The organism is Streptococcus cristatus, assembly GCF_003944225.1.
Taxonomy (GTDB): domain Bacteria; phylum Bacillota; class Bacilli; order Lactobacillales; family Streptococcaceae; genus Streptococcus; species Streptococcus cristatus_K.
The window spans coordinates 52,884-76,452 of sequence record NZ_RJPN01000002.1 but is presented as its reverse complement, the minus strand read 5'-3'; the positions used below and the strand labels follow the sequence as shown (position 1 = coordinate 76,452).

Here is a 23,569-nt window from a genome sequence, read left to right as displayed (position 1 = left end):
ATGATTGATCATTTTGGGATTAAAGTAAAGAATTTGGAAGCTAGCAAGCTCTTTTATCAGAAAACCTTAGCTCCTTTGGGTTATAAAATAGCCTTTGAGATACCTCAAGCAGTGAGTTTTGCAGAGCCGCGAACAGCGACAGCTGGTGATTTCTGGCTAGGTCAAGGAGAATCGGATCCAACTCATTTTGCTTTTAATGCTGAGACGCGGGAGCAGGTGGATGATTTTTATCAAGCAGGTCTAGCAGCGGGCGGTCAAGATAATGGTGCCCCGGGCATTCGTCCCCAATATCACCAGCCTTATTATGCAGCTTTTATCCTAGACCCAGATGGAAATAATGTCGAAGTAGTCTGCCACAAAGAATAAAAATAGAAAAGAGAAAAAACGTGTCGAAGAAAAATGTAACAATTATTGATGTAAAAAATCATGTTGGTGAAGAAGTAACGATTGGTGCTTGGGTGGCCAACAAGTCAGGAAAAGGGAAAATCGCTTTCTTACAGTTGCGTGATGGTTCTGCTTTTTTCCAAGGTGTAGCCTTCAAACCTAACTTTATTGAGAAATTTGGCGAAGAAGTAGGACTTGAGAAGTTTGATACTATCAAACGCTTGAGCCAAGAAACATCTGTCTATGTGACAGGGATCGTCAAAGAAGACGAGCGTTCAAAATTTGGCTACGAGCTGGACATTACAGATATCGAAGTCATCGGCGAGTCAAATGACTATCCAATCACGCCAAAAGAACACGGAACAGACTTCCTCATGGACAACCGTCACTTGTGGCTGCGCTCTCGTAAGCAAGTGGCTATGATGCAGATCCGTAATGCCATCATCTATGCTACCTATGAATTCTTTGACAAGAATGGCTTTATCAAGTTTGACAGCCCGATCTTGTCAGGAAATGCAGCAGAGGATTCGACTGAGCTCTTTGAAACAGACTACTTCGGAACTCCAGCATACTTGAGCCAATCTGGTCAGCTTTACCTGGAAGCGGGGGCTATGGCTCTGGGACGTGTTTATGACTTTGGACCTGTATTCCGTGCAGAAAAATCAAAAACTCGTCGTCATTTGACAGAGTTCTGGATGATGGATGCGGAGTATAATTTTGTTACTCACGATGAGTCACTCGACTTGCAGGAAGCTTATGTCAAAGCCTTGATTCAAGGTGTTCTTGACCGTGCTCCTCAAGCTTTGGAAACATTGGAACGTGATGTAGAACTCTTGAAGCGCTACGTTGCTGAGCCTTTCAAGCGTGTTACTTATGATGAAGCGATTGATCTTTTGCAAGCTCATGAAAATGATGAAGATGCAGATTATGAGCATTTGGAACATGGCGATGACTTTGGTTCACCGCATGAAACATGGATTTCAAACCACTTTGGTGTACCAACCTTTGTCGTGAACTACCCAGCAGCCATCAAGGCTTTCTATATGAAACCAGTTCCTGGAAATCCAGCCCGTGTCCTCTGTGCAGACTTGCTTGCTCCAGAAGGTTACGGTGAAATCATCGGAGGCTCTATGCGTGAGGAAGACTACGATGCCCTCGTTGCTAAGATGGATGCACTGGGTATGGATACGACAGAATATGAATTCTACCTTGATCTTCGTAAGTATGGAACAGTCCCACACGGAGGCTTTGGTATCGGTATTGAGCGCATGGTGACCTTTGTAGCGGGGACCAAGCATATCCGTGAAGCCATTCCATTCCCACGTATGTTGCACCGTATTAAACCGTAAATTAATGAAAACGCCCGTGTGGCGTTTTTTCAACAATGAACTATGAAATAATCCAAATATAGAATTTTAGAGAAAGAAGAGGTGGAGATCATGTAAACAGCAGATTAACAAGTGATAAAGGATAGAAATGAAAAAACACTTGTTAAAGGAGAAAATATGTTTAAAAGAAGTTATCGGAAAAATATCGGTCTGATGGCCGGAGTAGAATTTTTTGCCTTTCTAGGCATTACCAGTTTTTGGATTTTATTTCTAAGTCAAAATGGCATGTCCCTCTGGCAGATTGGACTTTTAGAAAGTATCTTTCATGCGACTAGCGTTATTTGTGAAATTCCTTCTGGGATGCTGGCAGATCGCTTTTCCTACAAGACCAATCTGTATCTAAGCCGGATAGCTGGGATTGTGTCTTCTGTTCTCATGTTGGCGGGGCAGGGGAACTTTTGGGTCTATGCACTGGCTATGATGATCAGTGCTTGGTCCTATAATTTTGATTCGGGGACAAGCGCAGCCATGGTCTATGATTCTTCTGTAGAGGCTGGACTCAAGGAACGTTACTTGTCCATCTCCAGTTTTATGTCTGGAGTGGCTGAAGCGACCCGGTCTTTGGGAACAGTCTGGGCTGGATTTTTTGTCCATGGACAATTGCATCTGACCTACTATATCATGATTGGCACCTCTATCATCGTTCTTTTCTTGACTTGGATGTTGAAGGAGCCAAGTGTCAAGGCAGAGAAAGCGGAGCGTCTGACCATGAAAAAGATTATCTGGGTTGTCAAAGAGGAGTTGCAGAGAAATCCCAGCCTTTTTATCTGGATGATTCTGTCGCAAATTATCGGAACCCTCATGTGCATGTTTTATTTTTACTACCAAAATCAATTGCCTGACTTAAAATCTTGGCAAATTTCGGCGGTCATGCTGATTGGCAGTGTTTTGAATATCTTAGCAGTTTATCTGGCGAGTATGATTGGAAAGAAATTTTCTGCCTTAAAACTCTTTCCTTCAGTAGTTCTTTTAACTGGAGCAAGCTACCTGCTGTCCTATTTTGGAACGCCAATCATCTATATTTTGATTTACCTAATCAGCAACGCCTTGTATGCTCTTTTCCAGCCAATTTTTGACAATGATTTACAAAAGCAGCTGCCAAGTGAAGTGCGGGCGACCATGCTCAGTGTTTATTCTATGATGTTCAGCCTTAGTATGATTGTCATCTTCCCTATGACGGGTTGGTTGATTGATAATCTTGGCTTCGATTGGACATTTATAGTTTTGGGCGGCTTCTTATTAGCAGCGACACCGTTTTTGCATATGGTTCTAAAGAAAATAAGCCAAAACTTACAAGAAGTCTAATATCAATGTTCTCTTTCTGCTGGTCAGAAGGAGAATATTTTTTTCCCTTTGAAAATTATGATAAAATAGAAACAGTTTAATGGAGAAGTAGGCAGTATGAAAGATTTATTGAGATATTTCAAAGGCTATATCAGGGAGTCTTTGCTGGGGCCTTTGTTCAAGCTTTTGGAAGCTAGTTTTGAACTCTTGGTTCCGATTTTGATTGCTGGGATTGTGGACGAGACCATTCCTAGACGCGACAGCTCCCATCTCTACTGGATGGTTTTTCTTTTGATGGGCTTGGCTGCGTTGGGAGTGGTGGTAGCAGTCGTAGCCCAATATTATTCGTCAAAGGCGGCAGTGGGCTTTACTCGCCAGATGACAAGCGACCTCTATAAAAAAATTCTGCGCTTGCCTAAGGCTAGTCGGGATGAGCTGACGACTTCTAGCTTGGTGACTCGGCTGACGAGCGACACCTATCAGATCCAGACGGGAATCAATCAATTTCTTCGTCTCTTTCTGCGGGCGCCTATCATCGTTTTTGGTTCCATCATCATGGCCTTTACTATCAGTCCGGTCATTACCTTGTGGTTCTTGCTCATGGTGGCAATTTTAACGGCTATTATCGTTTTCATGTCTCGTCTGATGAATCCTCTCTATGCTAAGATTCGTCAGCTGACAGACCAACTGGTCAATCTGACTCGTGAGCAACTGCAGGGTATGCGGGTTATACGAGCTTTCGGTCAGACCCAGCGCGAGGTTCAAACCTTTCGCAATCGCAACGAGCTCTATAAAACCTGGCAAATCAGGACGGGAGCTCTAGCTAGTCTGATTAGTCCTCTGACCTTTCTTACAGTCAATGGTACTCTGATTGCTGTGATTTGGCAGGGAAATGCTTTTATTGGCAAAGGGTTGCTGACCCAAGGGATGCTAGTGGCCTTGGTTAATTATTTATTGCAAATTTTGGTGGAATTGCTCAAGCTGGCTATGCTGGTCAATTCTCTCAATCAAAGCTATATCAGTGCAGGGCGCATCAATCAGGTCTTCGAGCAAGCAGAAGAAGATGTCCTGCAGGAATTAGTGCAGGAAACAGCTCTGCCAAATCAAGCCATTAAAGTCCAGCAGGTTAGTTTTTCTTATCCAAATGCAGCTAGTCCAGCCTTGACTGGTCTGACTTTTGATTTGAAAAACGGCCAGACTTTAGGTGTTATCGGCGGGACAGGTTCAGGGAAGTCTACTCTGGTTCAGCTGCTGGCTCATCTCTATCCTGTGGCTGCTGGTCAGTTGACCATCTTTTCCCAAGGATGCAGTCCTAAAAATCTCAGAGAATGGCGGTCTTGGATCAGTCTGGTGCCTCAGAAGGCGGAGCTTTTCCAAGGAACCGTTCGCTCCAATCTGACTTTAGGATTGTCAAGCAAGCCAACAGACGAAGACTTGTGGCAGGCTTTAGAGATTGCTCAGGCGGCAGACTTTGTCTCTCAGAAGGAAGGTGGATTGGATGCGACTGTAGAGGCCTTTGGCCGGAATTTTTCTGGCGGTCAGCGTCAGCGTTTAACCATCGCCAGAGCTGTCTTGCGGAGGGCGCCTTTCTTGGTTTTAGATGATGCAACCTCTGCTCTGGACTATCTGACAGAGGCTAGACTCTTGCAGGCTATTAAGAATGAATTGACAGAGACCAGTCTGGTCTTGATCTCTCAGCGGACCAATAGCTTGCGCTCAGCGGATCAAATCTTAGTGCTGGATAAGGGAGAACAGGTGGCTCTTGGTCGCCATGAGGAACTATTGGTCAGCTCTGCCATTTACCGAGAAATCCATAACTCGCAGCATAGTCAAGGAGAGGAGGACAAGCATGAAGCATAAGACATCACCTAGCAGCTTGAGGCGTTTGACTCGAGATTTGCTGCAGGCGCGCTGGCTCTTTCTCCTAGCTAGTCTGGGAACGGTGGCTCAAGTGGCTCTGACTGTTCTTCTCCCAGTTTTAATCGGGAATGCGGTTGATAGCGTTCTTCTCCCTCAAACAGAGCAGCATTTGATGCCGATTTTAGGCCAGATGTTGTTGGTCATCTTAGCCAATACGCTGATTCAATGGCTCAATCCCTTGCTCTATAATCAGCTGGTCTATCGCTACAGTCAGCAGCTCCGACAGGGGGTTATCAAGAAAGTGCACTATCTGCCTTTGGCTTATCTGGATCGGCAGGGAACTGGCGACTTAGTTAGTCGGGTGACGACTGACTTGGAGCAGCTTAGCAATGGCCTGCTTATGGTTTTTAATCAATTTTTTGTGGGTTTGCTAACCATCTTAGTCACTATCATTAGCATGGCCAGATTGGACTTTTTTCTCCTGCTTTTGGTGCTGCTTTTGACGCCTCTTTCTCTCTTCTTAGCTCGCTTTATTGCTAGAAAGAGTTTTATCTTTTTCCAACGGCAGACGCAGGCGAGAGGGGCACAGACCCAGCTGATTGAGGAAAGTTTGACCCAGGAAAGTCTGATTCAGGCATTTAATGCTCAGGAGCAGTTTGATACAGCTTTTACTCGCAGTAATCAAACCTATGCAGATTATTCTCAGGCGGCCATTTTCTATTCTTCAACGGTCAATCCTTCGACTCGTTTTATCAATGCCCTGATTTATGCTTTGATTGTGGGTTTTGGGGCTGTTCGAATCATTCAGGGAACAGGTTTTACGGTTGGGCAGCTGGTAACCTTTCTCAACTACGTCAACCAGTACACCAAGCCTTTCAACGATATATCGTCAGTCATGTCAGAATTGCAGAGCGCTTTAGCTTGTGCGGAGAGGATTTACAGCGTTTTGGACCAAGAAGAAATAGCAGAGTCTGGTCAGGAAATCCTCCAGTCTGAAGATGTCAGAGGACAGATTAGCTTTGAGCATGTGGCTTTTGGCTATGAGCCTGGAAAAGAGCTGATTCAGGATTTGAATATAAGGATTCCAGCAGCTAGCAAGGTCGCCATTGTCGGGCCAACTGGTGCTGGCAAGTCAACCCTGATCAATCTCCTCATGCGCTTTTACAATGTAGACAGTGGTCTTATTTCGCTAGACGGTACTCCCATCAGTCATTACACCAGAGCCTCTTATCGTCAGCAGTTTGGTATGGTACTGCAAGAGACTTGGCTCAAGACGGCGACCATACATGACAACATAGCTTTTGGCCGGCCAGATGCTAGCCGAGAAGAGGTCATTGCAGCTGCCAAGGCGGCCAATGCTCATTTCTTTATCCAGCAGCTGCCTCAGGGGTATGATACCTATCTGGCAGATGCTGGGGACTCCCTTTCTCAAGGTCAGCGGCAGCTCTTAACCATCGCGCGCGTCTTCCTGGCTGTTCCTAAAATCCTAATCTTGGACGAGGCGACTTCCTCCATCGATACCCGGACAGAAGTTTTGATTCAGGAGGCTTTCAGCAAGCTCATGGTGGGGCGTACTAGCTTTATCATCGCTCACCGCCTGTCTACTATTCAAAATGCTGACATCATCCTCGTCATGGTAGATGGTAATATCGTTGAGCATGGCAGCCACCGAGAGCTCATGGCAGCCAAAGGTGTTTATTACCAAATGCAGACGGCGCAAAGTACGATTGATAGTTGATTTTGAAAAATTCAATTAACCTTTTCAGATGAGGACTGTAAATATCTTTCCTATAGCTGATCTTTGTAAGATTTTTAAACCATATAAGATAATTTCTTTGTATAGAAAAGTAAGACGAATCATTAATAAGAATTGGAGAGTCAAATGAGAGTGGGACAGAAATCGGTAATTCGTTAGAATTCGATTTCGTCGTCCCACCTCTGCACAGTTGAGTAGGGCTGTAAAAGCTGATGAAATCAGCCTAGTAGAGCCCACTCAACCACTGCGTCTTGCTCGACAATCCAAAGACAATATAGAGGCTAGGACTTTTGTCCCAGCCTCTATATTTATAAAAGATAAATTTAGTGTACTACTTGTTTTGAATCGCTTCTTTTACTTGGGCAATGGTGACAGATTGAGCGTCTCTATAAAGGACTTTGTTGCCTTTAGTATCAAGAATTTCTCCGACTAGAGGTTCGCTACTATCTGCAGGTTTAACAGAAAAACCGCCACCCATGTTTTCAGGATAGGCAATGATAGTATCCTGGTCTGAAAATTGATTTAATATTTCCAAGAGAGTAGGATCTTTAGAAGCTTGTTTTACCATTATCTCTAAAGTTGGTGGTTTCGCTTGGATATCCTCGCCTTTATCATTTGCAAATATAATATTACTTCCGATAAGGACAGAAGAAATTAGAGTAATGATAAAAGCACATGTAGTGACTTTCTTAAGCATGCTGAGTCTCCTTATCAGTAAAATTTTGTTTTGCTTAGTATTAACCAAAAATGCGAAAAGATAAATCGGTTAGTTCTGACGCATTAAGCCAGAGAAATATAGTTTCCTAATTTTTTCCTTTCTATCTCTAGTTAAGCGATAGTCCTTCCATTAATATTGTACTTCTTTTTTTAAAAAATGCAAGGAAAGAAACTTAAATAAATAAGTGATTTTAAAAATAATATAAGAGTCATTTACTCATAGATTCTAGTTCAAGGATAGGTTTAGTTCCACCTCTTCCAACCCTGTCTCTGTCAATCGATAAATCTCTTGGCAGACTTCTTTGAGAAAGATTCGGTCATGGGAGACAGCGATGATAGCGCCGGGATAGGTCGCCAAAAGCTGGCGAACCTGAGGCTGAGAGGTGGGAGAGAAGTTGCGGGTTGGCTCGTCCAGAAGGAGGACATTGGGGCGGTCTAGGACAAGTTTGAGCAGGAGGAGCTTGGCTTTTTGACCGCCGGAAAGCTGCCCAATCGGGTGGCGGGCCTCATCGCGCGTGAACTGGAGACTGGCTAGATGGGTCAGAATTTTCTCCTCCTGAGCCTTGTCGCCAGAGGGAGCCAGAAAGTCCAAGGGAGAGCTTTCGTCATCCAGCAAGTCTCCATAATGTTGGGGCATGTAGCCTACTCGCATGTCTGTTCGCTCACGCAGGGCCTTCCATATTTCCTTAAGCAGAGTAGATTTGCCTGCACCATTAGCACCAATCAGTCCTATTTTTTCCTGACCGCAGACCTCCAGAGTTAGGTTCTCCGCTAGTTGTCGTCCATCTGCTTCTAGTTTCATTCCTTCTAATTTTAGGATTCTTTTGGTCAATGGCAGAGCTTCTATGTCTGAGAAGTGAAGGCTGATAGCATCTTCCTGTGTTGGGATTTCGGTCATTTCAGCGCCTACCTTTTCAAATCGTTTGCCCTGCGAAAGAACGTTTTTCATCTTCTTGGCTAGTAGTCGGCCTTGGACATCATTTTTGGTATTTCTCAAGGCATTCTCAACATTTTGCTTAACCCGTCGGTGTTTTTCCATGGTCTTGGCGTGTTCTTCCCGCTCTTTCCGTGCCAATTGACCTTGTTTTTCAAAGGCCTCCTGACGCTGGTGGCGGTAATTTTCGTAGTCCAGACTTTTGACGCTGGTTCTAGCCTCCTGCTTCTTTTTGATTCGCTCCAGATGAACAATCTTGGTCGCGGCTTGAGCGAGAAAGTGTTCGTCGTGAGAGACGAAAAGAACTGTTCTCTGGCTGTGGCTGATAAAGTTTTCCAGCCAAGTCAAAGTTTCAAGATCGAGGTCATTAGAGGGCTCGTCAAGAAAGAGAATGTCCCAATCACTGGCTAGTTTTTTGATGAGCTGGACCTTGAGTGTTTCTCCTCCAGATAGGGTAGCGAGCTGCTGCTGACTGGCAAAGCGCTGGCTGTCAAAGTTAAGCTCTCCAGCATAGCGGTAGAGCTTGGCATAGTCCAGCTTAGTCTCAAAATCAGCAAAGAAATAATCATTGAGCGTCAGTTGGGCATCCTCTGAAGGCAGCTGCTGGGGCAGGTAGACAGCAGCAGTATAGGACTTATCAATCTGTCCGCTGTAGCTGACATAGGAGTTGACCAGTCGCTCGTCTAGCAGGAGCTTGAGCAGGGTGGACTTGCCATTGCCCTCCTCACCGATAATAGCGACCTTGTCTCCTTGATTGACTGTCAGTGACAAATCTTTGACTAACTCCTTCAGGTCTTTTAGGTGGGTAATGGTTAGATTTCTTATTTGCAGCATAGATGTCTCCTTCGTTTTATAATACAAAATACAGCCCTGCTTTATTTAGCAGAGCTGTTGAGATTGCACAAAGAAGACACTGGAGTGTCCAAGTAGGATCATTCGTTTCTAGGCTCTCATCTTGCACTGTCATAGGAGCGACAGGATTAATCTAAAGATAAGCCATAGATGCTTGAAAACACAAAAAAACGAAAGTCCCGCGGATATGCAGAAACATGACAAAATCTACTAAATAAAGTTTCCTTTAAAAAATAGACTTAATTTTTCATGTCTCCGTGTACCTCCGAAATCATTCTACCCTTAGTCTAGCAAAAAGGGCAGCATAAGTCAATAAAAATCCTGAAAGATTACTTTCAGGATTCGTCATATTTATACGTTGAGCACCTTATCTAAGAAGTCCTTGAGACGTGGATGCTGAGGGTTATCGAAGATTTGATCTGGTTTGCCGTCTTCTAGGAATTCACCGTCAGCAGTGAAGATAACGCGATTAGCAACCTGACGAGCAAAGCCCATTTCGTGAGTCACAATCAGCATGGTCATGCCCTGCTGAGCCAGATCTTTCATAACGTTGAGAACGTCACCAACCATTTCAGGGTCGAGAGCAGAAGTCGGCTCGTCAAAGAGCATGATGTCTGGGTTCATAGCCAATCCTCGAGCGATGGCCACCCGCTGTTTTTGTCCTCCTGACAGGCTATCTGGTTTTGCATCAGCCTTGTCTGCCAGCCCAACCTTCTCCAAGAGCTCCATACCAAGTTTGTCTGCATCAGCTTGGCTCATTCGCTTGTGCTCAACAGGAGCAAAGGTGATATTTTGCAGGACAGTCATGTGTGGGAAGAGGTTGAAGTGCTGGAAGACCATTCCGATATCTTCACGAACATGGTCTACATTTGTAGCCTTATCTGTCAAGTCATAACCGTTGACAGTAATGGTTCCGCTAGTTACTTCTTCAAGTAGGTTCAGGCTGCGTAGGAAAGTTGATTTACCTGATCCAGAAGGACCGATGATGCAAACAACATCTCCCTCATAAAACTTAGCACTAATCCCTTTTAGGACTTCATTTTCCCCATAGTATTTATGTAAATCATTAACATCAATTTTTAATTTAGCCATTAGTGAATCCTCTTTTCTAAGCGTTTAGCCAATCTTGTTAAGAGTGTGATGATGACCAAGTAAAGCACTGCTAGGATAGCATACATCTTGAAGCTTTGATAGTTACGGGCAATGATGATTTTACCTGTTTGGAAGAGCTCAACAAGTCCGATAGCTGATACGATAGTTGTATCCTTGAGAGCGATGACGAACTGGTTGACAAAGTTTGGTAGCATGATCTTGGTTGCTTGAGGCAGGATAATCTTGCGCATGGTCTTTCCATACGAGATCCCCAGACTTCGGCTAGCTTCCATCTGTCCGACCGGAACGGCTTGAATCCCTCCGCGAACAATTTCAGCGATATAAGCACCAGCATTGAGTGACAGAGCAATTGTTCCTGCAACGAAGTCGTTAATCGGACTTTGCTGACCAGTCATAGATTCAATGAGGTTTGGAATTCCCCAGAAGATGAAGGCAGCCAGAATCATAAGTGGAATACCACGAATAACGTCAACAAAAATTTCTGAAATGATGCGAAGCGCTTTGATAGGGCTGACGCTGAACATCCCAAAGATAATCCCGATCACCATGGCAATCGCAAAGGAGATCAGTGCTAAAGCAATGGTAATTCCAAGTCCGCTTAACAGTTGTTTGTAGTTGTTTTGGAGAAGTCCCCAGATAGTTGTTTCATCAACGGTTGTGGAATTATCCTTCTCAGCTGAGAGATATTTATCAAGAATTTCTTGATATTTACCATTCGCTTTTAGATTAGCCAAACCATTATTGAACATCTCGATGAGTTCAGGGTTGGTGCCTGCTTTTACTGCAAAAGCAACTTCACCACTAGGGGTTCCTTCGATTGGCGTTTTCATTTTTTTGCCTTGATTGATGGCATATTTGACAACAGGCTCATCGTCCATAATAGCAGCGACAGAGCCAGAGTTCAGACTATCATACATAGAAGAACCGTCTGAAAAAGTTTTGATTTTGTAGCCGTATTTGCTTTGATTTTCGACGAGGAAGGTTTGAGAGGCCGTACCGTTTTTGACTCCGACGGTCTTTCCTTTCAAGTCTTCATAGGAGCTAATAGTGCTTGACTCTGTCACCGCAAGGATAGAGTTAGCAGTGTAGTATGGTTCAGAGAAATTAAAGGTTTCTTTGCGGGCCTCTGTCACAGACATCCCCGCAATCATCCCGTCAGCCTGTCCAGATTGAACGGCATTGATGGCAGCGTCAAAACCAGGGTTAGAAATTTCAAGTGTAAAACCTTGGTCTTCGGCAATGGCTTTGATCAAGTCCATGTCAATACCAGTGTATTGGTTGCTATCATTTTGGAAAACGAAAGGAGCAAAGGATGAGTCACTGGCAATCGTATATTTGGCTTTGACTGGAGTGGCTTTTTGTCCAGACTTGGTTGTCGTCTCTGGTACTGCTGAGTTGGTTGAAGTGCCAGAAGTGGCAGTCCACTTGGTGATGATGTCTTTCAAGGTACCATCTTTTTTCATCTGAGCCAATGCTTCGTTAAACTCAGTCACTAGATGTTCGTATTTGCTGCCTTTTTTGACACCAAATGCGAAGCTACCAACGGCCTCACCCTTCATTGAGATTTTCAGATCTTGTCCTTGGCTGATTGCATACTCGATAACGGGTTGGTCATCCATAGCTGCATCAACGGCTCCAGCTGTTAGGCTGTTATACATAAGGTCGCCTGTATCAAATGTTTTGATAGTAAAGCCGTATTTGTCCTTGATTTTTTCAAGGAAACGTTGTGCGGCTGTACCATTTTTGACTCCGACTGTCTTTCCTTTAAGTTGATCGTAAGATTTTACTGTATTAGCCTTGGTCGTTGCGATGACAACTTTTGTGTCATAATATGTATCAGACATGGTAAAGACTTTTTCCCGTTCAGCAGTCTTGGTCATACCAGCCATAATAGCATCGGCCTGTCCTGATTGAACGGCATTGACAGCAGCGTCAAAGCCAGGGAAGGACATTTCATATGCCCAGCCTTTGATTTCAGCAACTTTATTGATAATATCTACATCAATCCCTTTATAGGTTTGATCGGAATCTTTAAATTCAAATGGGGCATAAGCCGTGTCAGATACGATTTTGATGGTATCTGCGTGAGTTGTTGTCCCTAGTGCAAGGATAGGGAATAACGCTAGCAGAAAAGCTATGATTTTTTTCTTCATATTTTCTCTCCTTTAGTTGAATATTTTTTGATTATATCAGAAAAATTTAAGAAAGGCAAATATTTTCTGTTTCGATGTTATATTTTCTGACATAACGATGAATATTACCTATTATACTATTATGATAAAATATGTTATAATAAATAAATGATGAAAGGAGATTTCTATGTTTAAATCACGCATGTTAGATAATGTGAAGCTGTCGCGCTACATTCCTCCTATTTGGTTAGCAGTTCTGATCTCCATTGGCTTTATCCACGTAGGAGAAATCTTTGTAGGGATCATCATTGGAACTGTGCTTGCCATGGTAAATCCGATAGCTGACGGGGCTACACTTATGGAAGTGTTCGGGCATTATTATATCTTTTTTCAGCTGGGTAGTTTTTTCTTTATGGCCTTACTTGTTTTTCTGTGGGTCAAGTTTCGAGAAAAGAGAGCTTTCTCCAGCCTGGGTTTCTTTAAGGAAGGATGGCTGAAAGAACTGGGCAGAGGCTTCCTTATTGGAGCCGTTCAGTTTTCACTGATTGTTGTCTTGCTCTTGGTAACGGGGACAGGCAGTCTGAAATTTGGTCAGGTGAATTTGCAGTCTTTGATTTTTGTCCTAGCTATCATTCCTTTCTGGATTCTCCAAGGTGGGACAGAAGAGCTAGTGACGCGTGGTTGGCTCTTTCCAGCAGTTAGTGCTAAGTCAAATATCTTCATTGGTATCTTGATTTCTAGTGCTCTATTCGGGGCTCTGCACCTCTTTAACCCTGGTGTGACCGTTCTTTCTATTGTCAATATCATACTAGACGGTATCTTTGCTTGTTTCCTTATGCTCACGTATGACAATATGTGGGTGCTGGCTGGTATGCATGGCGCTTGGAATTTTGTGCAAGGAAATATCTATGGTATTCAGGTCAGTGGCCAAGGAGCATCTACCTCAATCTTGAACTATAGCTCACAATCTTCTGTGGATTTGCTGTCCGGTGGAGCTTTTGGTGCTGAAGGATCTATTTTTGCCAGTATAGTCTTGATTGGCTGCATTGCCTATCTCTACTGGTCACTCAAGAAAGAAAATCGCCTGCCTCAGGCGCTGAACTTTAAGAAATAATGAAATCGCTCAGCTTAACTGGGCGATTTTTGATGTGAATGAATGATCAGAATGCAAGACTAGCCATTCTTAGAGATGTAGCTACTAAACCAGAGCCAAACCCAGAGAAAATGTGTCAAATATGGTAAAATGATAGAAGCACAATTTAAGGAATAAAAGATGATTAACAGAATAACAGATAATAAATTTGAATTGGTGTCTAAGTATGAGCCTTCAGGTGACCAGCCTCAAGCTATTGAACAGCTGGTGGATAATATCGAGGGAGGCGAGAAAGCCCAGATTCTCATGGGAGCGACGGGTACTGGTAAGACCTATACCATGAGTCAGGTTATCGCTCGGGTCAACAAGCCGACTCTGGTTATTGCCCATAATAAAACGCTGGCCGGCCAGCTCTATGGTGAGTTCAAGGAATTCTTCCCCAATAACGCGGTGGAATACTTCGTTTCCTACTATGATTACTACCAGCCTGAGGCCTATGTGCCTTCCAGTGATACTTATATCGAAAAGGATAGCTCGGTCAATGACGAAATTGATAAGCTCCGTCACTCGGCGACTTCTGCTCTCTTGGAGCGAAACGACGTGATTGTCGTGGCTTCGGTCTCGTGTATCTACGGTCTGGGTTCGCCTAAGGAATACTCCGATAGCGTGGTAAGCCTACGTCCTGGACTAGAGATTTCCCGCGATAAGCTGCTCAATGATTTGGTAGATATCCAGTTTGAGCGCAATGATATTGACTTTCAGCGGGGAAAATTCCGGGTTCGTGGTGATGTAGTGGAGATTTTCCCAGCTTCTCGTGATGAGCATGCCTTTCGGGTAGAGTTTTTCGGAGATGAGATTGACCGGATTCGTGAGGTCGAAGCCTTGACAGGACGAGTCTTGGGTGAGGTGGACCATTTGGCCATCTTCCCAGCCACTCACTTCGTGACCAATGAAGATCATATGGAAGTAGCCATTGCCAAGATTCAGGCCGAGCTGGAGGAGCAGCTTGCTATCTTTGAAAAGGAAGGAAAGCTTCTGGAAGCTCAACGCTTGAAGCAGCGCACGGAGTACGATATCGAAATGCTACGTGAAATGGGCTATACAAACGGCGTTGAAAACTATTCTCGTCACATGGATGGTCGAAGCGAAGGAGAGCCGCCTTATACCCTTCTGGACTTTTTCCCTGATGATTTCTTGATTATGATTGACGAGAGTCACATGACCATGGGACAGATTCGGGGCATGTACAATGGCGACCGCTCTCGCAAGGAAATGCTGGTTAATTATGGTTTCCGCCTGCCATCTGCCTTGGATAACCGCCCGCTGCGTCGGGAGGAGTTCGAGAGCCATGTTCACCAGATTGTCTATGTATCGGCTACGCCGGGCGACTATGAAAATGAACAGACGGATACAGTCATTGAGCAGATTATCCGGCCGACAGGGCTTCTGGATCCAGAAGTGGAAGTCCGTCCAACCATGGGGCAGATTGATGATCTTTTGGGTGAAATCAATGCTCGTGTCGAGAAGAACGAACGTACCTTTATTACAACCCTGACCAAGAAGATGGCGGAAGATTTGACGGACTACTTCAAGGAAATGGGTGTCAAGGTCAAGTACATGCACTCGGACATCAAGACCTTGGAGCGGACTGAGATTATCCGAGACCTGCGCTTAGGTGTCTTTGACGTTTTGGTCGGGATTAATCTATTACGCGAGGGAATTGACGTACCTGAGGTTAGTCTAGTCGCCATTCTTGATGCGGACAAGGAAGGCTTCCTACGCAACGAGCGTGGCCTTATCCAGACTATTGGACGGGCAGCCCGCAACAGCGAGGGGCATGTGATTATGTATGCGGACACCATGACCCAGTCCATGCAGCGCGCTATCGATGAAACTGCCCGCCGTCGGGCAATCCAGATGGCTTACAATGAAAAATACGGCATTGTACCGCAGACTATCAAGAAAGAAATCCGCGATCTAATCAGTGTGACCAAGGCTGCCCTGCCAGACAAGGAAGAAACAGTCGAAATCGAAAGCCTCAATAAGCAAGAGCGCAAGGAGATGATTAAGAAACTAGAAGGACAGATGCAAGAAGCTGCCGGACTCCTCGACTTCGAACTAGCCGCGCAGATTCGCGATATGATTCTGGAAATAAAGGCGATGGATTGAGGGATATCAAGGAGAAAAACAAATGGTCATCACTATCAAAACAATGGAAACAGCTGAGGAGATAGAAGGGAAATCCAGAGTTCATTGGCAGACATGGCGAGAAGCTTATGATGAGATTTTGCCTGCGGAATTTCAAGAGCAAATGACCTTGGATAAGTGCCGATTTTATAGTCAAAAGTATCCTGAAAATACCTTGATCGCCTTGGATGATGCTAAAGTGGTCGGTTTTGTTAGCTACGGTGATTTTCGAGATCCAGCTACGATAGCGGGTGAAATTATCGCTTTGTATGTCTTAAAAGATTATTATGGCAAGGGTGTAGGACATCAGCTCATGCAGGCTGCATTTGCTGCCTTGGATAGTTATCCAGAGATTTTATTATGGGTGTTAGAAGATAACAAACGTGCCATCGCTTTCTATGGAAAAATGGGTTTTGTTTTTGACGGCGAGGAAAAGGTCATTGACTTAGGAAAAGCCGTGAAAGAAAAACGGATGATTTACATGAGAAACTCGAACAGTTAGTCTGAAAATAATAGGTATATTTTTAAGGAGCACACATGCGTTATGCACTTTTACTCCGCGGCATCAATGTTGGCGGAAAAAACAAGGTCGTTATGGCTGATTTGAAGAAAGATTTGGCTGGGTTGGGTTTTGAAAATCCAGTTTCCTACATCAATAGCGGCAATCTTTTCTTTGATAGCGAGGAGCGGGAGGAGAGGATTCGGGAGATTTTGACGGATTATTTTAGTCAGTCTTATGATTTTCCTCTGCCTTTCGTCCTTGTCAGCTCTGCTATGCTTGAAAAAGAAACAGCAAATCTGCCTACTTGGTGGCAGGATGAAACAGCCTTTCGGCGAGATGTTCTCTTTTATCTGCCCGATACAGACAGGGAGAGTGTTCAAGAGCTGGCAGGCAGCTGGGCGAATGACAAGGAGCAGCTGCATTTTGGGCAGACGGCTTTCTTTTATAGCAATGCTGACCAAGCGGACTATCTCAAGTCCAACTACCATAAAAAACTGCTCAAATCTAGTTTTTACAAGCAACTGACTATCCGAAACGGCAAGACTTTCCAGAAGATTGTGGAGTTGGTTGGAAATGAGTGAGCTACATTTGGAAGATACAAGGGAAGAAAAAGCGAAGCGCTGGAAGTTTTCTAAAGTTATTTGGCTAGTGCTCTATCTCTTGTTATTTATCTTTGTCTTGCTACATTTTAGCTTGAGTCCGTTTGGCTTGGCCTTTACGCCCTTTCTGTGGAACAATTGGCTTTTTCTTCTGTCAGTGGTCGTATTTTGTCACCTATGGTTTCTCTTTTTGAAAAAGAGAGAGTTTCGCTGGTTCCACCTCATCTGGGGGATCCTGAGTGTACCTCTTGCACTTTTTATATGGTTTACAATTTTCTTTCATTTCTCTATAGTCAAATCAGAAAATTCTGTCCCGATTAATATGGACTACGGGATAGAGGGGAGTGAAGTTATTTTACGAAAAGGCTTTTTATTTGGGGAATATGATGAATACCATGATTTAGTCAATCCCTATATCATGAAAACCAAGGTCAATCGTGTTCGCTATATTGATTGATGCAGGTCTTGTCAATGGAATCTAGCTCCAAAGCCCGTTCAAACAAGCTAGTAGAGGGAGGTATATGGATGTGAATAAAAATAGGAATGAGTGGATGTGGCTAGATAAAGTGAATATATGGCTCAAGCTCCATGGTTTTCTAGCTTGGGTATTGGATTTCTCCGTCCTTATGCTTTTTGCAATGATTACGGCCATCCTAGTTTTTCAAATCCCCTTCCTCCCTACATATTTAAAGGGTAATTATGTTTTTCCTTTGTTTATAAATATTCTTGTTTTACTGTACTATGCCTATGGTTCTATTCTCCGTGAAAATAGTGCAAAGAGGGTCACTTCTTTGAAAGACTTAGTCAATCCTCTCCTTTATATAAATCCTCTAGCTCTTTTATTTCATTACTTTGGAGTGAAGAGCCGCCGTAATAGAACTATTTTATTACCATTGCCTGCTTTGGATCATCGCTATGTCTGGTTCCCGATTGCCACTTATCTTACTTTCTTTCTGATAGCAGCGATCATCATGATTGCAAGCAAAGGAAGTAAGAAAAAATAGAAAAGCCGCTTTATGTACTAAAGTGGCTTTTGTGTTTGTTCTGATAAATCTAAGGGCATAAAGGCAGCCATGACACGGCCGATGACCTTGGGTTCTTCTTGATGCGGTATGAATTTGTCGCTGTATTTCTTATTGAGAGAGATGAGGCGAATGCCAGTTGGATCGTTGAAAACTCTTTTCAAAATGGTTTGTCCGTCGTAATCAATGGCATAGATAGCGCCAGCAAATTCAAAATGTGTATTCTTGATGAGAGCTACAGACCCTTGCGGATACTTGGGTTCCAGCGAGTCTGTCCGAATCCAGAGGGCAATATCATAGTCAAGCTCTTTGTCTAACCAGACGATGTCAGCTTGTTCGGGCTTGTTCAAGAAAGTCTGGAAGCTTTCATAGACCTTGTAAGGAAAATAATTATCTTTTAATCTCTCCTCAGTCGTTTGATTTTCTAGCTCTTTTTTAGCAAAGTCTGTCACAGCCTGCTTGCGAGGTTGGTCTAGAGATTGAAAAATATCTGCGAACTCTAGCGAAAATGGTGTAGGGCTATGAACTGATAAATAGCGAGGATCCAGCTCTTGAACATCCATATCAAAGAAGTCTGCAATCTTTTGCATATTTTCGAGGACAGGCAGGGAATTTCCTTTGATATAGCCAGTAAGAGTGCTGGCTGGAATTCCTGTTCCTCGGGAAAGTTCAATTTGTTTGATTTGCTTTTGCTTCAATAAAGTTTTAATTTTCTTAGAAATGAGCCGCATTGCCTCCTTATCCTGGGGGCTAGCGACACCGCGTCCTCTGGCCATGATATTCACTCCTTTTCTTTCTTCTATTTTAACGAATTAAATCGAAAAAGTAAAGAGCTGAATACAGATATTCAGCTCAAAAGGAGAGGATTAAATTTCGTAGCCCATCAAGAGGCCGCCTTCTTCTGCGTAAAAGCTGCAAAGTCCAGAAGTTGGTAGGAATGAAATGTCGGCAGCTGGGAATTTTTCCTTGATAACTTCCGAAAATTGCTGGCAAAATTTCTCGTTATTGCGGTGAGCAATGATAATGCGGCCGCCCTTATATCCAGCTTTCAGAACTTCATCGACAGCAGCAGACAGAGCCTTTTTAGCCCCTCTAGCTTTTTGGAGAAGCTCCAGAGTACCAGTATAGCTGGCTTCGCCGACCATGCGAATATTGAGGAGGCCGACAACCGCACCGATTAGCTTGCTGAGACGACCATTTTTGACCAGATTATCTACCTTAGCCAGGACAAAGAGAAGCTTTGTGTTTTTTTGGTAGTGGGTAATGGCTTCCACGACTTGCTCGAAAGAAAGTCCTTCTTTGATGAGGTCGTTCAATTTTCTGACAATCAAATCAACTTCGCCACCAGCCGAAAGACTGTCAATAACATGGATATTTGCTGTTGCGTTTTCTTCTAAGAAGAGCTTTTTGGCTAGCTGGGCGCTATTGTGGCTACCAGAAAGAGAGCCCGTAATTGTCACGACAAAAATATTTTCAGCCCCTTCAAAGCTTTTAAGGTAGTCATCAGGGCTTGGGCAGGCCGATTTTGAAGCACTTGAAGTAGCATACATTTTTTCCATCATGCCATCAATATCAAGGTGCGCATTATCCACAAAAATTTCATGATCAATCTGAATGGTCAGCGGCACACTCTCAAACCTTGTCTGGTTGGCCAGATCTGTAATCTCACGGTAGTCACAGCCGGAATCGGCAACAATTTTCCAAGTCATTCATTTTCTCCTGCTCTATCAGTTCTCTACATTGACAAAAAACATGTCTTTTCTTACAATTATAACATGAAGATGCTTTGATATAAAGCCTTAATTCTCAGCTGATACAGGAAGAAAGAAATTGTTATGGCGGAAAAGAAAATATCAGAAAAATCCCTTGCAAATTTAAAAACTTATAATCAAGAATCTAATCGAATTACAAAGGAATCCTTGGAAATTTCTCTAATGCAACTGTTAGAGAAGAAAGATTTGAAAAAGATTACCATCTCTGAATTAGTCGAGCGAGCTGGGGTTTCGCGCGCAGCCTTTTATCGTAACTATAGCTCCAAAGAAGAAATTCTAGAGGGAATTTTCAAAAATACCGTTCAGGGAATTGTCGACAAGCTGGAGCAGTTTAATTTCAAGACAGAAATGTACCAGATTTGGCTTTTTCTTTTTAAGGAAGCCAAGAAGGAAGCGCGTGTCATTAGTCTGGCAATTGACTATAATTTTGAAAAGTTGCTGACGCAGGCGGTCTTTGATTTCCTTGAAAAGCGTAGCAAAGGTGGGAAGAAGACAACCAATTCTTATATGAATTCATTCTGGAGTTCTGCGGTTGTTTCAGTGCTTTCAAAATGGATCAAAGAAGGCATGAAGGTGCCAGCTGAAAAGATTGCTGCTTTGGGCATGCCGCTTTTTCCACAGAAAAAGAAAAAGTAAGAGTTTGTACAACTGTTTGGCACCAATACATCAGACTGAAATAATAGATCATAAAAACTTACCTAACAAGTAAGTTTTTACTTAGTGTTTCTGAGACCATTTAAGACTTCTCAGCTACCATTTAGGATTTGGGAGTCATTTGCTATGCGACCTGTGCTATGCTAGAGCAAAGGAGGTAGACAAATGGCTACTATCATAATCAAAGACGGCAGTACTCTTCGAAAGCTGGATCTTTCAACAATTTACTATATCCAGTCCCATCCTCAAAAGCCGCACATCGTCCTTATCGTCACTGGAAAAGGCAATTACAGCCTTAGGGCTTCTCTGACTGCGCTGGCTAAGCTCTATCCTGATGCGCTGGTTCACTGTAATCGTCAAACACTGGTCAATTTAGCCAAGATTCAAGGATTTGACAGAGAGAGTAAAAGCTTGTTCTTTGAGCAGTCTGACTTAGGAGACATTGTCTGCTCAAGGCGTCATTTATCCAGTCTTATCAAGCGCTGGTGTCAGGAAGGAAGAAAATAAGATGAAAATTTTTGTATTAGAAGACGATCTTAAGCAACAAGCCTATATGGAGTCAACCATTCAGGGAATTTTGGAAAAGAACGGCTGGGAATGCCAGTTTTTAGAAATCTATGGCAAGCCGGACCTGCTGATTGATGCAGTAAGGGAACGGGGGAGCCATCAGATTTTCTTTTTGGATATTGAGATTAAGCAAGAGACGCAGAAGGGACTAGAGGTGGCAGGAAAGATTCGCAAGTTGGATCCCTATGCTCTGATTGTATTTGTGACGACTCACTCAGAATTTATGCCCTTGACTTTTCGTTATCAGGTATCAGCTTTTGACTTTATTGACAAAGGATTGCCTGAGGAGGATTTTATCAAGCAGATTGAGCAGGATCTGGCCTATCTTTACGAGAGAAAGGACAGCTTTCAAGCTGAGGAAACTTTTCTCTTTGAAAATTCCAAGTCGGATTTTCAGGTGCCTTTTAATGAAATCTATTATTTTGAGACATCAGAAGTGCCTCATAGACTAGTTCTCTATACCAAGAAAGAGCGGATCGAATTTTACGGACAGCTTTCTGAGATTACAAAGCAGGACAAGCGACTCTATCGCTGCCATCGCTCTTATGTGGTCAATCCAGCGAATATCTCTCAGCTGGATAAGATAGAAAACATAGCCTATTTCCCTAATGGCGCTAGTTGCTATGTATCACGCCTCAAGATGAAAGGATTACGGACAGCTTTAAGGCAGTAGGGAAGTACTAAGATAGAAGTGGGAGAGGAATTATGCCAAGAATAATACAAGTTGTTTTACTTGTTTTCGAAATGATAGCTCTGTCTTTCTTATTTTCACGTATCAGTGGAATTAAGTTGACGTGGATTAAGTACGTCTTAATACCTTTTATTTATATATTTTTTAATCTTCTACTTTTTGTCTTATTTAGTGAAACTTTTTTAACTTACTTAGATCTTCCAGTTTATTTTTTAACTTTTTCTTTATTATTAACTAGACAGAATTCTATTCCTATAACGTTATCTATCTTTTATGGTCTTTTCCCAGTTGTTCTTTGGAATCTTCTATATCGTATATTAACTTTTTTTGTTATTCCTATTTTCGGTTTGGAATATAACCAACTAATAAATGAAGAACAGCTTATTTTAAATATTACGGCTTTTGTAGCTAGTTTACTATCGTTATGGATCCCAAGTTTACTACATTATAAATTTAAGCGGTTAAGAGAATTTAGATTAAATGAGGCTGATAAACACCTAGTCATTTTCCTTAATATATCCATGATTTTTTATATTGTACTTGTACAATTTTTCTCTTATTTAGAAATAACTCATAATGCAGTTAATTTGCCATATAGAAAATTAATTGTGATAGTTTATATCATTCTCTTTCTCAGTTCGGTAAATATCCTAGACCGTAATTTGCGAGAGCGAATTCAACAGCAGTTAAGTGAACAAAGAGAGTTACAATTGAGAAATATGTCCGATTACAGCCAGCATATTGAAGAACTTTATAATGAGTTGCGAAGTTTTCGGCATGATTACATCAATATTTTAAGGAGTCTGAAGTTAGGAATTGATACGCACGATTTATCAGCCATCGAGCAGATTTATAACCAAGTTCTTAAAGACTCAGGTCAAGCGCTCAACCAATCTAAATATGATTTGGGTCGTCTGTCCAATATCCACAATGATGCTCTCAAGAGCGTCTTGTCAGCAAAATTTTTAGAAGCTCAGAGCAAGGGAATAGAAATTGGCTTGGAAGTTCCTCAAGAAATCAAACCTCAAGGAATGGAGTTGCTCGATTTTATCACGATTGTTTCCATATTGGCTGATAATGCTATGGAAGCAGCAGTGGAGACTAGTCATCCAGTGGTTTCTTTTGCCTTTTTGGAGCAGGAAAATAGACAGATATTTATTGTTGAGAATACAATAAAAGAGTTTTCTATCTATTCCGATACTATTTTTAAAAAGGGCTTTAGCACTAAAGGAGAAAATAGAGGGCTTGGTCTCTCCAATGTTCAAAATATTATCAGCCACTATCCCAATGTTTCTCTGCGTACCATTAGTCATGATCACTCTTTTAGACAAGAGTTGGAGATAAAATGAATTTATTAGATTGCGAATGATTAGATTTGCCACTTGATTTAACTCAATGAGAGTAACAAGAACTGTTTATGAGTTAAAAAGACAATTTAAGATTTTTAGTGCCACACCTGTTTAAAAGTGCTATAATTAATATAGGGTTTAAGAATACGAAGGCACTAAGAGAAATGCCTTGTTTAGAGACAAATATAACGTAAACTCAAAGTGTTGTCTGGTTTTTTTGTTATTTAATTGTTAGGAGTGACAAGAAATGAAGAAATTATATAGCAATACATATCTAATGCGATTTTTAACTGCCCAGCTTCCTAGCCTGGCTTTATTCATTATGATTTTAAGCAACCAGGTTTTTAAAGCATCGCTTCTAGTCCAGATTTGTTTTTATTTGATACTTGTGAGCAATCTTGTGTTGAATCTTTATTTTATGAACCAAATAAAAAAAGAAAGTAGTTCCGACATCTTATCAAACCAAATTTTCTTTACTATTTTGACTTTGGCTCTGTTTATATTTAGTTCTTACAGACTGATAACGATTAGTGATGACTTTCAAAAATTAATTGCTCTGATATCCACTATTTTATTATTTATCTTACTTATTCTACTTATTTGGGGAATAAAATATGCCAAGATGGTTAATAGAAAACATAAAACAAATTAGATTTGCTAAAATTGAGCGGTATATCGCTATACTCTCTCTGTCTTACTTTTTCGTGATGTTT

Annotated in this window: 21 protein-coding genes; 15 read left to right on the top strand and 6 right to left on the bottom strand. The window is 42.4% G+C overall.

Annotated features, from left to right (window positions below; all coding sequences use genetic code 11):
- The 5 genes from D8797_RS03350 (at position 1) to D8797_RS03330 (ending at position 6,654) form a co-directional block, all read left to right on the top strand.
- The gene (locus D8797_RS03350) at positions 1-366 is read left to right on the top strand and encodes a VOC family protein (protein WP_125379267.1); all 366 of its coding nucleotides are present in this window, start codon (positions 1-3) and stop codon (positions 364-366) included.
- 20 nt (positions 367-386) lie between these two features.
- Complete coding sequence (gene asnS, locus D8797_RS03345; RefSeq protein WP_125379266.1) at positions 387-1,733, top strand: asparagine--tRNA ligase; 1,347 nt, start codon at positions 387-389, stop codon at positions 1,731-1,733.
- A gap of 156 nt (positions 1,734-1,889) precedes the next feature.
- Positions 1,890-3,077 (top strand): MFS transporter, encoded by a 1,188-nt coding sequence (locus tag D8797_RS03340; protein ID WP_125379265.1) that lies wholly within the window; start codon positions 1,890-1,892, stop codon positions 3,075-3,077.
- A gap of 96 nt (positions 3,078-3,173) precedes the next feature.
- Entirely contained in the window at positions 3,174-4,916 is a 1,743-nt protein-coding gene (locus D8797_RS03335; protein ID WP_125379264.1) for an ABC transporter ATP-binding protein, read from the top strand.
- A complete protein-coding gene (locus D8797_RS03330) occupies positions 4,906-6,654 on the top strand; it encodes an ABC transporter ATP-binding protein (RefSeq protein ID WP_125379263.1) in 1,749 nt (582 codons plus the stop codon). The genes D8797_RS03335 and D8797_RS03330 overlap by 11 nt, the downstream gene beginning before the upstream one ends.
- Positions 6,655-7,003: 349 nt before the next feature.
- Here the strand turns inward: D8797_RS03330 and D8797_RS03320 are convergent, their stop codons facing one another.
- The 4 genes from D8797_RS03320 to D8797_RS03305 all read right to left on the bottom strand — a co-directional run bounded on the left by D8797_RS03320 (position 7,004) and on the right by D8797_RS03305 (position 12,441).
- The gene (locus D8797_RS03320; protein WP_125379262.1) at positions 7,004-7,369 is read right to left on the bottom strand and encodes a hypothetical protein; all 366 of its coding nucleotides are present in this window, start codon (positions 7,367-7,369) and stop codon (positions 7,004-7,006) included.
- A 246-nt stretch (positions 7,370-7,615) separates the two neighbouring features.
- Positions 7,616-9,157, bottom strand: a complete 1,542-nt coding sequence (locus tag D8797_RS03315) for an ATP-binding cassette domain-containing protein (RefSeq protein ID WP_125379261.1) — start codon at positions 9,155-9,157, stop codon at positions 7,616-7,618.
- Between the two features lie 369 nt (positions 9,158-9,526).
- Positions 9,527-10,267, bottom strand: a complete 741-nt coding sequence (locus D8797_RS03310; RefSeq protein ID WP_005590533.1) for an amino acid ABC transporter ATP-binding protein — start codon at positions 10,265-10,267, stop codon at positions 9,527-9,529.
- Positions 10,267-12,441: an ABC transporter substrate-binding protein/permease gene (locus D8797_RS03305; protein ID WP_125379260.1), complete on the bottom strand. Its 2,175-nt coding sequence runs from the start codon at positions 12,439-12,441 to the stop codon at positions 10,267-10,269. Before D8797_RS03305 ends, D8797_RS03310 begins: the two co-directional genes overlap by 1 nt.
- 166 nt (positions 12,442-12,607) lie before the next feature.
- Between D8797_RS03305 and D8797_RS03300 the strand changes: the two genes are divergently transcribed.
- From D8797_RS03300 to D8797_RS03275, 6 genes are all read left to right on the top strand, one after another.
- Positions 12,608-13,534 (top strand): CPBP family intramembrane glutamic endopeptidase, encoded by a 927-nt coding sequence (locus D8797_RS03300; protein ID WP_125379259.1) that lies wholly within the window; start codon positions 12,608-12,610, stop codon positions 13,532-13,534.
- A gap of 159 nt (positions 13,535-13,693) precedes the next feature.
- A complete protein-coding gene (gene uvrB / locus D8797_RS03295; RefSeq protein WP_125379258.1) occupies positions 13,694-15,682 on the top strand; it encodes an excinuclease ABC subunit UvrB in 1,989 nt (662 codons plus the stop codon).
- A 22-nt stretch (positions 15,683-15,704) separates the two neighbouring features.
- Positions 15,705-16,202: a GNAT family N-acetyltransferase gene (locus D8797_RS03290; RefSeq protein ID WP_125379257.1), complete on the top strand. Its 498-nt coding sequence runs from the start codon at positions 15,705-15,707 to the stop codon at positions 16,200-16,202.
- 35 nt (positions 16,203-16,237) lie between these two features.
- A complete protein-coding gene (locus D8797_RS03285; protein WP_125379256.1) occupies positions 16,238-16,783 on the top strand; it encodes a DUF1697 domain-containing protein in 546 nt (181 codons plus the stop codon).
- Positions 16,776-17,258 carry a hypothetical protein gene (locus tag D8797_RS03280; protein WP_125379255.1) on the top strand — a complete coding sequence of 161 codons (483 nt, stop codon included), beginning with the start codon at positions 16,776-16,778 and terminating at the stop codon, positions 17,256-17,258. Before D8797_RS03285 ends, D8797_RS03280 begins: the two co-directional genes overlap by 8 nt.
- 64 nt (positions 17,259-17,322) lie before the next feature.
- Positions 17,323-17,805, top strand: a complete 483-nt coding sequence (locus D8797_RS03275) for a hypothetical protein (RefSeq protein ID WP_125379254.1) — start codon at positions 17,323-17,325, stop codon at positions 17,803-17,805.
- Between the two features lie 17 nt (positions 17,806-17,822).
- Here D8797_RS03275 and D8797_RS03270 read toward each other — a convergent pair whose 3' ends face one another.
- Both D8797_RS03270 and D8797_RS03265 read right to left on the bottom strand, forming a co-directional pair.
- The gene (locus tag D8797_RS03270; RefSeq protein WP_125379253.1) at positions 17,823-18,599 is read right to left on the bottom strand and encodes an XRE family transcriptional regulator; all 777 of its coding nucleotides are present in this window, start codon (positions 18,597-18,599) and stop codon (positions 17,823-17,825) included.
- A 90-nt stretch (positions 18,600-18,689) separates the two neighbouring features.
- The gene (locus tag D8797_RS03265; RefSeq protein WP_125379252.1) at positions 18,690-19,532 is read right to left on the bottom strand and encodes a DegV family protein; all 843 of its coding nucleotides are present in this window, start codon (positions 19,530-19,532) and stop codon (positions 18,690-18,692) included.
- Between the two features lie 126 nt (positions 19,533-19,658).
- On the opposite strand from D8797_RS03265, the gene D8797_RS03260 reads away from it, so the two are divergent.
- The 4 genes from D8797_RS03260 (at position 19,659) to D8797_RS10145 (ending at position 22,856) form a co-directional block, all read left to right on the top strand.
- Entirely contained in the window at positions 19,659-20,231 is a 573-nt protein-coding gene (locus D8797_RS03260) for a TetR/AcrR family transcriptional regulator (protein WP_125379251.1), read from the top strand.
- 183 nt (positions 20,232-20,414) lie between these two features.
- Complete coding sequence (locus D8797_RS03255; RefSeq protein ID WP_125379250.1) at positions 20,415-20,756, top strand: LytTR family DNA-binding domain-containing protein; 342 nt, start codon at positions 20,415-20,417, stop codon at positions 20,754-20,756.
- 1 nt (position 20,757) lies between these two features.
- Positions 20,758-21,489, top strand: a complete 732-nt coding sequence (locus D8797_RS03250; RefSeq protein ID WP_125379249.1) for a response regulator transcription factor — start codon at positions 20,758-20,760, stop codon at positions 21,487-21,489.
- Between the two features lie 32 nt (positions 21,490-21,521).
- Positions 21,522-22,856: a sensor histidine kinase gene (locus D8797_RS10145; RefSeq protein WP_142999728.1), complete on the top strand. Its 1,335-nt coding sequence runs from the start codon at positions 21,522-21,524 to the stop codon at positions 22,854-22,856.
- The last annotated feature ends 713 nt before the right edge of the window (positions 22,857-23,569 follow it).

What these genes read in the sequence shown, in the direction of transcription:
- D8797_RS03335 (WP_125379264.1), top strand. Translation starts at nt 3,174, where the DNA reads ATGAAAGATTTATTGAGATATTTCAAAGGCTATATCAGGGAGTCTTTG.
- D8797_RS03315 (WP_125379261.1), bottom strand. Translation starts at nt 9,157, where the DNA reads ATGCTGCAAATAAGAAATCTAACCATTACCCACCTAAAAGACCTGAAG.
- uvrB (WP_125379258.1), top strand. Translation starts at nt 13,694, where the DNA reads ATGATTAACAGAATAACAGATAATAAATTTGAATTGGTGTCTAAGTAT.
- D8797_RS03250 (WP_125379249.1), top strand. Translation starts at nt 20,758, where the DNA reads ATGAAAATTTTTGTATTAGAAGACGATCTTAAGCAACAAGCCTATATG.
- D8797_RS03260 (WP_125379251.1), top strand. Translation starts at nt 19,659, where the DNA reads ATGGCGGAAAAGAAAATATCAGAAAAATCCCTTGCAAATTTAAAAACT.
- D8797_RS03350 (WP_125379267.1), top strand. Translation starts at nt 1, where the DNA reads ATGATTGATCATTTTGGGATTAAAGTAAAGAATTTGGAAGCTAGCAAG.
- D8797_RS03270 (WP_125379253.1), bottom strand. Translation starts at nt 18,599, where the DNA reads ATGGCCAGAGGACGCGGTGTCGCTAGCCCCCAGGATAAGGAGGCAATG.
- D8797_RS03300 (WP_125379259.1), top strand. Translation starts at nt 12,608, where the DNA reads ATGTTTAAATCACGCATGTTAGATAATGTGAAGCTGTCGCGCTACATT.
- D8797_RS03305 (WP_125379260.1), bottom strand. Translation starts at nt 12,441, where the DNA reads ATGAAGAAAAAAATCATAGCTTTTCTGCTAGCGTTATTCCCTATCCTT.
- D8797_RS03275 (WP_125379254.1), top strand. Translation starts at nt 17,323, where the DNA reads ATGGATGTGAATAAAAATAGGAATGAGTGGATGTGGCTAGATAAAGTG.
- D8797_RS03320 (WP_125379262.1), bottom strand. Translation starts at nt 7,369, where the DNA reads ATGCTTAAGAAAGTCACTACATGTGCTTTTATCATTACTCTAATTTCT.
- D8797_RS03285 (WP_125379256.1), top strand. Translation starts at nt 16,238, where the DNA reads ATGCGTTATGCACTTTTACTCCGCGGCATCAATGTTGGCGGAAAAAAC.
- D8797_RS03330 (WP_125379263.1), top strand. Translation starts at nt 4,906, where the DNA reads ATGAAGCATAAGACATCACCTAGCAGCTTGAGGCGTTTGACTCGAGAT.
- D8797_RS03265 (WP_125379252.1), bottom strand. Translation starts at nt 19,532, where the DNA reads ATGACTTGGAAAATTGTTGCCGATTCCGGCTGTGACTACCGTGAGATT.
- D8797_RS10145 (WP_142999728.1), top strand. Translation starts at nt 21,522, where the DNA reads ATGCCAAGAATAATACAAGTTGTTTTACTTGTTTTCGAAATGATAGCT.
- D8797_RS03310 (WP_005590533.1), bottom strand. Translation starts at nt 10,267, where the DNA reads ATGGCTAAATTAAAAATTGATGTTAATGATTTACATAAATACTATGGG.
- D8797_RS03340 (WP_125379265.1), top strand. Translation starts at nt 1,890, where the DNA reads ATGTTTAAAAGAAGTTATCGGAAAAATATCGGTCTGATGGCCGGAGTA.
- D8797_RS03280 (WP_125379255.1), top strand. Translation starts at nt 16,776, where the DNA reads ATGAGTGAGCTACATTTGGAAGATACAAGGGAAGAAAAAGCGAAGCGC.
- D8797_RS03255 (WP_125379250.1), top strand. Translation starts at nt 20,415, where the DNA reads ATGGCTACTATCATAATCAAAGACGGCAGTACTCTTCGAAAGCTGGAT.
- D8797_RS03290 (WP_125379257.1), top strand. Translation starts at nt 15,705, where the DNA reads ATGGTCATCACTATCAAAACAATGGAAACAGCTGAGGAGATAGAAGGG.